A 12,244-nucleotide genomic window follows, 5' to 3' on the forward strand; every position below is an offset into this window, starting at 1 on the left:
CTGCCCTGCGCAGGCCACGTAACGCCGTGCGCCATCCCGCCGTCGTCCTGCTCGCCCCGGCTCCGGCCCCCGTCCGGCAGCGTCCATGGCGGCCCGGGTATCCCCTGCGGACGTCCAGGAGCCGGCTCACGCCTCCTCCTCGGCCTCAGCGCCGGTGGGCAGGATGCCGTCCGAGCCGGTGCTCCGTCGCCGGCTGGGCAGCTTGCCCGCGGTGCGCGGGCGTGCGCCGGCCGGGCGTGAGGGACGGGGGCCGGTTCCGGCGCGCCCGTGCCCCGGGCCGGTACGGCGTCGCCGCTCGGTGGTGCGGAGGCCCGAGGCGAGGACCGGTGCGGCATCGGCGAGCGGCCGATCCGCGTCGGCCGCCGCAGATCCGCCGGAGCGCTCTACCACGGAGGGGTCGTCGGCGCCCTGGACGTCCAAGCCGTTCCGGTGCTCTTGCCCCACGGTGGCGCGCTGGGCGTCGGCGCCCTGCCGGCGACCTTCGCCCGCATCGGCGTGCTGGGTGCTCATGTCCCCCTGCCGCAGTCCACCCGCGTCGGCCCGCTCGACGTCCATGCCCACCTGACACCCTCCAGCCGTGGCGAAGCACTCGGCGTCCACTTGGCGTTCTCCATCCGGATCGGCGTGCTGGATGTCGCTGCCGTCCCGCCGCCCTTCGCCCGCGTCGGTGCGCCCGCCCTGCGTCGTGGCACGCGTGCGTCCCTCTCGCTCCGCGCGCAGGCAGCGCCGGACCGACTCGGGGTCGAGCCCTTCGTTGATGGCCTGATGCAGGAGACGGGCGAAGAGGTATCCGGGGTCGGCGCCGAGTGCCATGGCGAGCGCTTCGCGGGCTTCGACCTCGTCGCCGATCGACCAGGCGACCCAGCCGACGAGAGTGAGGGGCGCTGCGGCATGCTCGCCGTAGGGGCCGACGCAGCGGCGGGCGAGTGCCCGCCACAGGCGGAGCGCGGGCTCGGCTTCGTCGCCCTCCGTCCACTCGGCCAGCCGGTCGCGGGTGGTGCGGTCCTGCAGCCCGAGGATGAGGGCCGCGGCCTCTTCGTGGCTGAGCAGTTCGTCGTCGCGCCGGTCGGCGTCGAGCATGCCGGACACCGCGGGGGCTTCGGCGAAACGCCGCACGACCTGCCCGGCCAGCCCGACCGTCTCCTCGGCGACCTGCACGCGGCCGGTGCCGTCGACGATCCTGGGGACCAGCGCCATGCTCGTGGTGTCCAGTGCCACCTCCTGCTGGAGGGCGGCGGACGTCTCCCAGGGCAGCAGGCGCGCCCGCAGTTCGCGCAGCGTGCCGCGGATCCGCACGCCCGCATAGGCGGCCGCGGCGGCGAGGACGGACGTGCCGGGCAGCCCCATCGGGGCACCCTCGGAGGGGCAGCAGGCCTCGCGCTCGCAGATGTACGACCAGTAGCGGCCGTCCGAGATGCACAGCGCCTCGACGACGGGCACGTCGAGCTCACCGCTTCGGAGCCGCAGAGCGTGCGCGAGGGGCTGCAGCCGCTCCATGACCTGTCGTCCTGTCTGGCCCGGCGCGGGCTCCTGGCAGAGGTAGGCGACCATCTGCTCCGGTGGTGCGCCCCGCCGGCGGCTGCCGATGATCAGCCCGTCGACCATCTGACGGGCCACCGAGGACCAGTCCTCGGGGTTGCGCGGAATGCCGATCCGGGCCCGTCCGCCGAAGCGGCCGCGTCCGCCGTGGTCGTACAGGGCGACCAGGACGATGCTGTCCTCGGGGCGGTAGCCGAGCAGGTACGGCAGGGCGTCGGCCAGTTCGGCGGGCGTGCGGAGCGTCACCTGGTGTGCGGGGCGGTCGTCCGGTCCGAAGGGACCGAAAAGGTGCGGGTAGGAGTCGTTTTCGAAGGATCCGGTGGTTTCGCTGTGGTTCGTCATGCCCAGACGATCTCGCGGATTTCGATGTTCCGGTTGGGGCTGTGGATAACTTCGACCAGGGACACGCCAAAGCTGCCTGGCGCCCGGTGGCGTCAGGGCCCAGATGCCGGGCCGAACGCCCACCGACGTCCCCGCAAGCCGTCGCCGCAAGCCACCACCGAAAGCTGTCGCAACGGCGTCGACATCACGCCGCCCGTCCCCACCGTGCCCGGATTGTCAGTGGCGTCCTGTTGGATGGACCCATGGAGCACACGAGCAACGCGGATCTGCGGACGGCCGCCGACGCGGTCCTCGCCCGCCTGGTCGGGGACCCGACCGGCGCGGCCCGGCTGCGCGAGGACCAGTGGCGGGCGATCGAGGCGCTCGTCGCGGACAGACGCCGGGCGCTCGTCGTGCAGCGCACGGGATGGGGCAAGTCCGCGGTCTACTTCGTGGCGACGTCCCTGCTGCGGGCCCGGGGCAGCGGGCCCACTGTCATCGTCTCCCCCTTGCTCGCGCTGATGCGCAACCAGGTGGAGGCGGCGGCCCGGGCCGGCATCCACGCCCGGACGATCAATTCCGCCAACACCGAGGAGTGGGAGACCGTCCAGGCCGAGATCGCCGCGGGGAAGGTCGACGTTCTGCTGGTCAGCCCCGAGCGGCTGAACAACCCGGACTTCCGTGACAGCGTGCTGCCCGAGCTGGCGGCGGCCACCGGGCTCCTCGTCGTGGACGAGGCCCACTGCATCTCCGACTGGGGGCATGATTTCCGGCCGGACTACCGGCGTCTGCGGACCATGCTCGCGGACCTGCCGGCCGGTGTGCCGGTCCTCGCGACCACGGCCACCGCCAACGCCCGGGTGACCGCCGACGTCGCGGAACAGCTCGGCACGGGTGACGCCTCCGACGCCCTGGTGCTGCGCGGTCCGCTGGACCGGGAGAGCCTGACGCTGGGCGTGCTGCGCCTGCCGGACGCCGCGCACCGCATGGCCTGGCTGGCCGACCACCTGGACGAGCTGCCGGGTTCCGGCATCATCTACACGCTCACCGTGGCCGCCGCGGAGGAGGTCACCGCGTTCCTGCGGCAACGCGGCCACACCGTCGCCTCGTACACGGGACGGACCGAGAACGCCGAACGTCAGCAGGCCGAGGACGACCTGCTCGGCAACAAGGTGAAGGCCCTGGTCGCGACGTCCGCGCTCGGCATGGGGTTCGACAAGCCGGATCTGGGTTTCGTCGTCCACCTCGGTTCCCCCTCCTCCCCCATCGCCTACTACCAGCAGGTCGGCCGCGCCGGGCGCGGTGTGGAGCACGCCGAGGTGCTGCTCCTGCCGGGGAAGGAGGACGAGGCGATCTGGGAGTACTTCGCCTCGCTCGCCTTCCCGTCGGAGGACCTGGTGCGCCGCACGCTCGACGTCCTCGCGCGCGCGGACGGCCCGATGTCCCTGCCCGCGCTGGAGCCGCTGGTCGAGCTGCGACGGTCACGACTGGAGACCATGCTCAAGGTCCTCGACGTGGACGGGGCGGTGAAGCGGGTCAAGGGCGGCTGGATCGCGACCGGCCGGCCGTGGACCTACGACGCCGAGCGCTACGCCTGGGTTGCGCGGCAGCGCGCGGCGGAACAGCAGGCGATGCGGGCCTACGCGTCGACGACAGGCTGCCGCATGGAGTTCCTGCAGCGGCAACTGGACGACGAGGGGGCCAAGCCGTGCGGCCGCTGCGACAACTGCGCGGGTCCGCGCTTCACGCCCGACACCTCGGTGACCGCGGTGGACGCGGCCCGTGTCGACCTCGGCCGGGCCGGAATCGAGGTCGAACCGCGGCGCATGTGGCCGACCGGCCTGCCGGCGATCGGCATCGACCTCAAGGGGCGCATCCCGGCCGGGGAGCAGGCCTCGCCCGGGCGGGCGTTGGGGCGGCTTTCGGACATCGGCTGGGGCAACCGGCTGCGCCCGCTGCTGGCGCCGCAGACGCCCGACGGACCGGTCCCGGACGACGTCGCGCAAGCCGTGATCGGCGTGCTGGCCGACTGGGCCAAGGGGCCCGGCGGGTGGGCCACCGGGGCGCCGGACGCGCCGGCCCGCCCGGTCGGCGTGGTCACGCTCGCCTCCCGCACCCGGCCGCAGCTGATCGGTTCCCTCGGCGCGCGGATCGCGGAGGTCGGGCGGCTGCCGCTGCTCGGGTCGGTCGAGTACGCGCCCGACACCGCCCCGGTCGCCCGCAGCAACAGCGCCCAGCGGCTCAAGGCCCTCACCGGCACGCTCACCGTCCCGGCGGAGCTGGCCGCCGTTCTCGGTCAGGCCGAGGGTCCGGTGCTCCTCGTCGACGACTTCACGGAGACAGGCTGGACGCTGGCGGTCGCCGCGCGCTTGCTGCGCCGGGCGGGCGCACCCGGGGTGCTGCCGCTCGTCCTGGCGGTGCAGGGCTGATCCCGCCCACGAGCCGCGCCCCACGAGCCTCGCCCCGCGGCCGCGACCTCGTACGGCTGCGGCGGCCGCGCGGGCGTGAGACCACGACGGACGCGTGGGCCGCGTCGGCGTGAGATCACAACAGCCGCGTCGGCCGCGTCGGCGTGAGGCCACGACGGCGCGGTCACGTCGGTGCGCGACCGCGCCCCCGTCCGGCCGTCCGGGACCGCCTTCCGGCCCCCGAACCGGGAATTCGGCCTGGGGAAGGGACGACGCCGGTCAGCGGCCGGCGGCCCGGTCCCGCCCGCGGCCGTGGCCTGCGGCGCCGTCCGTGTCGGTGCATCAGCGGGCGGTGACGGGGAAAGAAATAGAGCGTCGAGATATAAGCCTCAGACCAGCGCATACCGGCCGGTGGCCCCAATTGCTCGTTGCCGCAATCCAGTTCGACAGGAAGAATTGAAGTCCGCTCCCCGCACGGCTCGCCCGTGGTCCGGCAGGACTCTGCCGCGGTGTGGGCTCCCCCGAATCCGACTCGCCCGCAGTGTGGGCGCGTAGCCGAAGGGAGGAACGTGACCTTCGGATTCGCTCCGTCCTCGGCGGCGTCCTTGTCGACGTCCGCGTCCGCCGCGTCCGCCAGCCGCATGCTCGAACCCGCCGAGTGGGCCGCCGCGGGCATCCCTCTGCTGCGCAACCCGCGTGAGGTCGTCAGCGGGCTGCACGCCCGGCACCGGCCCGGGCCGTCGACCGCGATCGTGGCCGTACTCGACCCCGACGAGCGGCTGCGGGCCAGCGCGTCGTTCATCCGCCGCCCGGCACCCGCGGACGGCTGGCAGTTCCGCAACGCCCTGCTGTCCCAGCTGCGCCGGGTCATCCCGCACGACCTGCGGCGCCGCACACCGGTGCGGACCGCCGTCCTGCTGTACTGCCGTGAGGGCGACGCGCGTTGGACGGAGGAGGACGGCGCGTGGATGTGGGGTCTGCGCGACGCCTGCACCCTGCACGGACTGCGCTGCGGGGCCTACATCACCCTGACGCGCGACGGCTGGCAGGTGCTTGGTGAAGGACGCGGCGGCCGCCGCCCTCACGCCGGTTCGGCGCCGGAGCCCTTCGCCACGGCCGAGGCGCCGCCTCCCCTACCCCGCACCGGCGGTGTCGCCTCGGAGATCCTGCGCCGGGCAGCGGCCCGCTGACCCCGTCCCGAGCCGGGCTCCTGCGCCGAGTCCGGCTTCGACGGAGGCAGTCGGCCTCAGCGAATCCGGTCGTCTTCAACGGACGGGGCCGCCCCTCGGCAGAACAGGCCAACTCACGCCGATGCAGGCGCACACCAGTCCCATGCCGTACGACACCCAGCGCACCGAGCGTGCCTGAACGCGGCCGTGTCGCCCCAGACGTGCCGAGCCGTGGCCCATGAGGATCCCGCCCCGGCAGCCAGAGACCGCCGGTCCGGCCGCGGAGGCAGAGCACGCTCCCCCACCTGCACCGCGACCGCACCCCGAGGTGCGACCGCGATCGGCGACGCGACCGAAACGGTCAGACTCCCACGCCCAGCACCGAGTTGATCTTCTGCGGGTCGCCGCAGACGATCAGCAGGGCGCCGGCCTTGCCGTGGGCGACGGAGAGGGCGGTCGCGGCAGCGGCGTCGGTCCCACCGTTGAGGGCGACGACGACCACGGGCCGGGAGGCGGCTCGGCCGATCACGGCGGCGTCGGCGTAGAACACGTCGTCGCGGGCGTCGTGCTGGGCCCAGTAGGAGGTCTCGCCGAAGGACAGCTCGTGGGTGGCCCACGGGTGCGGCTCGCCGGTGGTGACCACCAGGACGTCGCCGGGGGCGCGGCCGGAGTCCAGCAGCAGGTCCACGGCCTCCTCGGCGGCGTCGAGGGCTCCCTCGACCGACGCCGGGATCAGCTGGATCTGCGGGGCCGCCGGGCCGGAAGCGGCCGGTCCGGGCTGGGCCGGCACCCCCTCGCGGGGCGTGCGCTGCGCCGCGGGCGTCGGCCGCAGGGGGCCGGGACGACCGGGCCGGGCCGGAGCCACGGGACGGGGACCGGGTACGGGGCGGGGGGTCGGCGCGGTACGGCCACTGGCCGGAGTGGCGCGGGGACCCTGGGCACTCTCGTGAATCTGAGGCTCCTCGGGAATGAGAGGCATGAGCTGATATTTATCAAACGTTGGTGCGGCTCACGTGAACGGGTGGCACATGAGTGCGACCGGAGGCTCAGAAATCGAAGCCGAGCTGGCCCTCGATCTCCGGAACGCTTCCGTCCGCCCAGCTGCGGGCCTTCTTGAGATGCCGCCACTGGGGCAGCGCATCAAGATACGCCCACGACAACCGGTGGTGGGGGGTGGGTCCCCACTCCGCCAGTGCGGCCTTGTGCACGGGAGAGGGATACCCGGCGTTGTCCGCAAAACCGAAGTGTGCATGCTCGATACCCAGTTCGGCCATCATTTTGTCGCGCTGGACCTTGGCGATCACCGACGCCGCGGCGACCGCCACGCACGACCGGTCCCCCTTGATCACCGTGCGAACCTGCCACGGAGTGCCGAGGTAGTCGTGCTTCCCGTCGAGGATCACGGCCTCGGGACGCACGGGCAGGGCCTCCAGGGCCCGCCCCGCGGCCAGCCGCAGCGCGGCCGTCATCCCCAGGTCGTCGATCTCCTCCGGGGTGGCGTGCCCCAGGGCGTACGCCGTCACCCACTTCTCCAGTGTCTCCGCGAGCTGCGTGCGTCGTTTGACGGTGAGCAGCTTGGAGTCGGTGAGGCCCTCGGGGGGCCGGCGCAGTCCGGTGACCGCCGCGCAGACGGTGACGGGACCGGCCCAGGCGCCGCGCCCCACCTCGTCGACACCGGCGATGACCTTCGCTCCGGTCGTGGCGCGCAGGGAGCGCTCGACGGTGTGAGTAGGTGCTTCGTACGGCATGGCGCCCTTAGCGTACGCCGCCGTGATCCCCGGGCGACACCCCGGCCCCCCTCTGACCGGAACACTCGTGCGGGTACCCGTCAGACGTTGTCCGGGCGCAGCAGGGGAAGCATCAACTGGTCGATCATCTCCTCGAGGTCCTGGTCGTTCCATTCGCTGGCGCACATCTTGGAGCGGTACATCATCATGGCCGGAATGGCGTCCAGGACATAGCCGTTGACCGCGTCGGCACGTACCTCGCCGCGCTCGATTCCCCGCTCGACGATCTCGCGGAGCAGTTCCAGCATGGGCTGGACGACCCCCTCGACGATGACGGCGTGGAAGCGCTCGGCCTGCATCGGGTCGCATTCGTGAATCACCGAGCGCAGCGCGAAACCGGGGCGGGAGAACATCGCGTCACGGGAGCGCCGGCACAGCGCCAGCAGGTCCTCACGCACGCCGCCGAGATCAGGGGCGGCGTCGAGCCGGGGCAGGCCGGCCTGCAGGGCGTCGGCGACCAGGTCCTCCTTGGACGGCCAGCGGCGGTAGACCGCGGCCTTGCCGGTCTGGGCGCCGGCGGCGACGCCCTCCATCGTCAGACCCTTCCAGCCGACCGTGCTGAGCTGTTCCAGCGTGGCGTCGAGGATCGCGCGTTCGAGTACGGCGCCGCGCCGTCGGGAAGCGGCCGTCCGGGCGGGGGCGGCCGTCCAGCGCGAGGTAACCATCGGAGTGTCTCCAGCGGGCAGAGAGAGCGGGTGCAGCGGGGAATCGGGGCTCGCGGCACGGCAGGGGCGGGGGACACGCCGATTCGTATCCCGTTAAGTGAACGCTTGCGTTCTCTACAGGGAGCTGACTACCGTGGACGCGGCAGTGAACGACATCGTTCACTAAGGCTCTTGTGGGGGACCCATGGCCACTACCTCTCAGCTCGTCAAAGACCAGAAACCAGGTGCGGCTCGCCGGGAGGGACATCCCGGCATCGCACTCACCGTCATCGCGGCCTGCCAACTCATGGTGGTACTCGACGCGACGATTGTGAACATCGCCCTTCCGCACATTCAAGACGCGCTCAAGTTCAGCACCACCGACCTCACCTGGGTCGTCAGCGCGTACACGCTCACCTTCGGCGGCCTTCTCCTGCTCGGCGCCCGCGCCGGAGACATCCTCGGCCGCCGCCGGGTCTTCATGACCGGCATCCTGCTGTTCACCTTCGCCTCGCTGCTGGGCGGGCTCGCCCAGGAGCCCTGGCAGCTGCTGGCGGCCCGGGCCCTGCAGGGCATGGGTGGCGCGATCGCCTCGCCGACCTCGCTGGCACTGATCACCACGACGTTCCCCGAGGGTCCGGAACGCAACCGGGCCTTCGGTGTCTTCGCCGCAGTCTCCGCGGGCGGCGGTGCGATCGGCCTGCTGGCGGGCGGCATGCTCACCGAATGGCTGGACTGGCGGTGGGTGCTCTTCGTCAACGTCCCGATCGGTGTCCTGATCGCTTCGCTCGCGCCGCTGTACATCAACGAGTCCGAGCGGCACCCGGGCCGCTTCGACATCGCCGGGGCGCTGACCTCCACGGCCGGCATGGCATCGCTGGTCTACGGCTTCATCCGGGCCGCCGAGGAGGGCTGGCGGGACAGTCTGACTCTCGGCTCGTTCGCCGCCGCGTTTGTGCTGCTGGTGGCGTTCGTGCTGATCGAGCGGCGGGCGAAGGAGCCGATCACCCCGCTGAAGATGTTCGCCGACCGCAACCGCTCGGGCACGTACGTGATCATGCTGAGCCTGGCCGCGGCGATGTTCGGGATGTTCTTCTACATCGTGCTGTTCGTGCAGAACGTACTCGGTTACAGCCCGATCCAGGCAGGCATCGCCTTCCTGCCCGTGACCGTCGCGATCGCCGTCGGCGCGGGTCTGTCCCAGCGCTTCCTGCCCGTGCTCGGCCCGAAGCCGTTCCTGCTCACGGGCTCCGCGCTGGTGACCGTGGGACTGATCTGGCAGGCGACGATCAGCCCGGACAGCACCTACGTCGGGGGCGTGCTCGGCCCCATGCTGGTCTTCGGCTTCGGCATGGGCCTGAACTTCGTCACGGTGACGGTCACCGCCGTCTCCGGTGTCGCCCCGCAGGAGGCGGGCGCCGCGTCGGGCCTGCTGAACGCGACGCAGCAGGTCGGCGGTTCCCTGGGACTGTCGATCCTGACCACGGTGTTCGGCTCGGCCAGCAGGGACGAGGCGCAGAAGCAGCTGCCGCAGTTCCTCGCCGACGCCACCCCGGAGCAGAAGGCGCAGTTCGCCACGACCCACCAGCTCCCGGCCCCGTGGGGCCACGAGGTGCTCGCCGAGGGCATCTCCTCGGCGTTCGTCCCCGCCGCGGCCATGGCCGTCCTCGCCCTGATCACCGCGTGGACCGTGATCCGGGTCCGCAAGAGCGATCTGGACGCCCTGGCGGGCACGGCCGGCCCGATGGCCTGATCCGGGAGGGTCCGCACAAGACCGCGGATGGCCGCACCGCGCCCAGGGGACCGACGGGGACGCCGGTCCGGCCATCCGCACCCCGCCTCCCGCTCGCACAACGACCGGCTTCCTCATGACCACCCCCGCTCCCCTGCCCGTCCGGCCGCGTCACGCCTCTCGCAACGCCGCGCATCACCGGGCGCCTACAGGGGAAACGGCCGACGGTCACGCAGAGTTCCCGGCCTGCACGGAGAGTTTCCACGGAGGCAGGCACGGCAAGTGCCCCAGAGGAGCGGCCGAAGACGGGGAAGGGGCTCAGACGGCCGTCGGCACCCAGTCCGGCAGGGCTTCCGTGCGCTCCGCCCAGTCGGCGGGCGGTCCGCCCGCCTTCCCGGCGGCCAGCACGCCACCCACGATGGCGCAGGTCGTGTCCACGTCGCCGCCCACCTGAGCGGTCGTCCAGAAGGCCTCCTCGAAGTCACCGAGGGAGCGCGCGGCCGACCACAGTGCGAAGGGCACGGTGTCGTGGGCGCTCGTGCGCCGGCCGCACCCGAGCACCGCCGCCACGGTGGCGGCGTCGCCGTAGTCGAGCATGTCCCGGGCGCGTCGCAGGCCCTGGCCGACGGCGCTCTTGGGGACGAGGGCGACCACCTCGTCCAGGAGCGCCTCGGGGCTCGGCGGGCCACCGGGAGCGGCGGCCAGTGCGGTGGCCGCGGCCACGGCCATGGCGCCGACGACGGCCTCGCGGTGCTGGTGCGTGGGGTAGGCGGAGATCTCGGCCTGGTGGGTCGCCTGCTCGGGATCGTCGGCGTACCAGGCGCCCAGCGGAGCGATGCGCATCGCGGCGCCATTGCCCCAGGAGCCCTGCCCCTTGAAGAGCGCGGCGGACAGCTCGCGCCAGTCGCCGCCCTCACGGATGAGCCGCAGCAGCCGGTTGACGGCGGGGCCGTACCCGCGGTCGAAGTCGTGGTGCTCGGCGAAGGAGCGGGCCAGGGCGTCCTGGTCGATGCGCTCGTGGGCGGCGAGCACGGCGACCACGGAGCAGGCCATCTCGGTGTCGTCGGTCCACTGCCACGGGCCCGGCGGCAGTTCGCGGCGCTTGAGGAGCGGATAGTTCGCGGGCACGAAGAACTGGGAGCCCAGCGCGTCCCCGACGGCCAGTCCGCGCAGGCTGGCCAGGGCGCGGACCAGGCGCCCGTCGCATGAGGATTCAGCGGTCATCGCCCTGCCACTCTATCCGGTGATCCCGTACGGTTCCGGTTCTCGCCAACGGTCGAACGGCCGGTCCAGCGTGTACTTGCCGTCGTCCCCGAGAACGAGCATCCGGGTCTCGCCGTTCCCCGGGTTGGACAGCGACTCGAACTCGGCGACGGTCCAGTGGAACCAGCGCATGCAGAACAGGCGCATGGCCAGTCCATGGGTCACCAGCAGGACGTTCGGCGGGTGGTCCGGGGCCTCGAAGCTGCGGAACAGGCTCTCCAGGAAGCCACCCACCCGGTCGTACACGTCGGCCCCGCTCTCCCCCTGGGCGAAGCGGTAGAAGAAGTGGCCGTAGGCGTCGCGGTAGGCCTTCTGCAGGCGGACGTCGTCGCGGTCCTGCCAGTTGCCCCAGTCCTGCTCGCGCAGGCGCGGCTCCTCGCGCACCCGTATGAGGTCCGGGTCGAGGTGGAAGGCGCGCAGCGTCTCGTGGGTGCGGCGGTAGGGGGAGACGTACACGCTGATCCGCTCGCGGCCGAACAGCTCGCGCAGTCGCTTGCCCGTCTCCTCGGCCTGCTGCCAGCCCCGCTCGGTGAGGGCGAGGGCATGGTCGGGCTCGCGTTCGTACACGGTGTCATCAACATTGCCGGTTGACTCACCGTGCCGGACAAGGACGATGCGCCGTGGTCGTGCCATGCCGAAACCCTAGATCGGGTGGCGCCCGACCGAGTAATCGAACGGGGTCCATACGGCGTAGGTCACACGTGCGCCGGCTCCGGGGACGCGGGGCGTCACACGGTCCAGGTCGGCTCCAGATCGACGATCTCGCCCGACAGGGAGGCGACGTCGGCCTCGAGCTGGGCGCGCAGAGCGAGGCGTTCCACCCGCTCGGCGCGGTATTTTCCGTGCTCGGCGGCCGAGCGCCACATCGACATCACCAGGAACTCATGCCCCGGGGCCTCGGCGAACAGCCCGCGGATCATGCCGGGAGATCCGGCCATCGCGGGGTTCCACACCTTCTCCTGCATCAGCGTGAAGTGCTCGACGCGCTCCTCGTGGACCCGGCACAGGGCGGCGCGGATCAGGTCTGCATCCGTGAAGCGCGGCTCGAAGCCCGTCTTCACGTCGAAGCGGTAGTCGAACAACCGGACCTGGCAGTCCTTGAAGGTGCCGGCCTGGGCGGCCGCCAGCCGGTCGTGGGAGCGGGCCATGAAGGAGTCGTAGAAGGCGCGGCTCTCCCAGAAGGCGAAGAGGTTCGCCACATCGGGTCGCTTCCGGCTCCAGCCACCGCCCTGCCCCCTGAAGCCCGGCTCCCCCAGAAGCCCCGCCCACTTCCGCTGCCCCCGCTCGAACCCGCGGCGGTCCACCACGGTGCAGCGAATCCACTTGACCAGCACCGCGCCATCGTAAGGCCAGGAAACGTGGCAGGGGTCACTGTCCGGCC

At 72.3% G+C, this 12,244-nt stretch carries 10 protein-coding genes; 3 read left to right on the forward strand and 7 right to left on the reverse strand.

Features of this window, described 5'->3' with window-relative positions; all coding sequences use genetic code 11:
- Positions 1–126: 126 nt before the first annotated feature.
- Positions 127–1,881 (reverse strand): DUF4192 domain-containing protein, encoded by a 1,755-nt coding sequence (locus ACF1AL_RS17155; RefSeq protein ID WP_391826361.1) that lies wholly within the window; start codon positions 1,879–1,881, stop codon positions 127–129.
- Positions 1,882–2,123: 242 nt separating this feature from the next.
- Between ACF1AL_RS17155 and ACF1AL_RS17160 the strand changes: the two genes are divergently transcribed.
- Positions 2,124–4,289, forward strand: coding sequence for a RecQ family ATP-dependent DNA helicase (locus tag ACF1AL_RS17160; protein WP_391826363.1), 2,166 nt, complete (start codon positions 2,124–2,126; stop codon positions 4,287–4,289).
- Positions 4,290–4,837: 548 nt separating this feature from the next.
- Positions 4,838–5,458, forward strand: coding sequence for a hypothetical protein (locus tag ACF1AL_RS17165; RefSeq protein ID WP_391826365.1), 621 nt, complete (start codon positions 4,838–4,840; stop codon positions 5,456–5,458).
- Between the two features lie 340 nt (positions 5,459–5,798).
- On the opposite strand, the gene ACF1AL_RS17170 is transcribed toward ACF1AL_RS17165, so the two are convergent.
- The 3 genes from ACF1AL_RS17170 to ACF1AL_RS17180 all read right to left on the reverse strand — a co-directional run bounded on the left by ACF1AL_RS17170 (position 5,799) and on the right by ACF1AL_RS17180 (position 7,889).
- A complete protein-coding gene (locus ACF1AL_RS17170; protein ID WP_391826367.1) occupies positions 5,799–6,416 on the reverse strand; it encodes a hypothetical protein in 618 nt (205 codons plus the stop codon).
- Between the two features lie 67 nt (positions 6,417–6,483).
- On the reverse strand, positions 6,484–7,185 hold the full coding sequence (locus tag ACF1AL_RS17175) for a ribonuclease HII (protein ID WP_366836539.1): 702 nt from the start codon (positions 7,183–7,185) through the stop codon (positions 6,484–6,486).
- Positions 7,186–7,265: 80 nt separating this feature from the next.
- The gene (locus ACF1AL_RS17180; RefSeq protein ID WP_391660427.1) at positions 7,266–7,889 is read right to left on the reverse strand and encodes a TetR/AcrR family transcriptional regulator; all 624 of its coding nucleotides are present in this window, start codon (positions 7,887–7,889) and stop codon (positions 7,266–7,268) included.
- Positions 7,890–8,073: 184 nt separating this feature from the next.
- Between ACF1AL_RS17180 and ACF1AL_RS17185 the strand changes: the two genes are divergently transcribed.
- Positions 8,074–9,621, forward strand: coding sequence for an MFS transporter (locus ACF1AL_RS17185; protein ID WP_391779676.1), 1,548 nt, complete (start codon positions 8,074–8,076; stop codon positions 9,619–9,621).
- 297 nt (positions 9,622–9,918) lie between these two features.
- On the opposite strand, the gene ACF1AL_RS17190 is transcribed toward ACF1AL_RS17185, so the two are convergent.
- The 3 genes from ACF1AL_RS17190 to ACF1AL_RS17200 form a co-directional block, all read right to left on the reverse strand.
- The gene (locus tag ACF1AL_RS17190) at positions 9,919–10,824 is read right to left on the reverse strand and encodes an ADP-ribosylglycohydrolase family protein (RefSeq protein WP_366836535.1); all 906 of its coding nucleotides are present in this window, start codon (positions 10,822–10,824) and stop codon (positions 9,919–9,921) included.
- Between the two features lie 12 nt (positions 10,825–10,836).
- Complete coding sequence (locus tag ACF1AL_RS17195; RefSeq protein ID WP_384212524.1) at positions 10,837–11,496, reverse strand: histidine phosphatase family protein; 660 nt, start codon at positions 11,494–11,496, stop codon at positions 10,837–10,839.
- Between the two features lie 95 nt (positions 11,497–11,591).
- The gene (locus ACF1AL_RS17200; protein WP_366836532.1) at positions 11,592–12,197 is read right to left on the reverse strand and encodes a YdbC family protein; all 606 of its coding nucleotides are present in this window, start codon (positions 12,195–12,197) and stop codon (positions 11,592–11,594) included.
- Positions 12,198–12,244: the final 47 nt, after the last annotated feature.

The organism is Streptomyces sp. NPDC014801 (assembly GCF_043082085.1).
Classification (GTDB): domain Bacteria; phylum Actinomycetota; class Actinomycetes; order Streptomycetales; family Streptomycetaceae; genus Streptomyces.

Excerpts from the sequence above, each read along its gene's own strand:
- ACF1AL_RS17155 (WP_391826361.1), bottom strand. The coding sequence starts at position 1,881 with ATGACGAACCACAGCGAAACCACCGGATCCTTCGAAAACGACTCCTAC.
- ACF1AL_RS17195 (WP_384212524.1), bottom strand. The coding sequence starts at position 11,496 with ATGGCACGACCACGGCGCATCGTCCTTGTCCGGCACGGTGAGTCAACC.
- ACF1AL_RS17175 (WP_366836539.1), bottom strand. The coding sequence starts at position 7,185 with ATGCCGTACGAAGCACCTACTCACACCGTCGAGCGCTCCCTGCGCGCC.
- ACF1AL_RS17190 (WP_366836535.1), bottom strand. The coding sequence starts at position 10,824 with ATGACCGCTGAATCCTCATGCGACGGGCGCCTGGTCCGCGCCCTGGCC.
- ACF1AL_RS17180 (WP_391660427.1), bottom strand. The coding sequence starts at position 7,889 with ATGGTTACCTCGCGCTGGACGGCCGCCCCCGCCCGGACGGCCGCTTCC.
- ACF1AL_RS17185 (WP_391779676.1), top strand. The coding sequence starts at position 8,074 with ATGGCCACTACCTCTCAGCTCGTCAAAGACCAGAAACCAGGTGCGGCT.
- ACF1AL_RS17160 (WP_391826363.1), top strand. The coding sequence starts at position 2,124 with ATGGAGCACACGAGCAACGCGGATCTGCGGACGGCCGCCGACGCGGTC.
- ACF1AL_RS17170 (WP_391826367.1), bottom strand. The coding sequence starts at position 6,416 with ATGCCTCTCATTCCCGAGGAGCCTCAGATTCACGAGAGTGCCCAGGGT.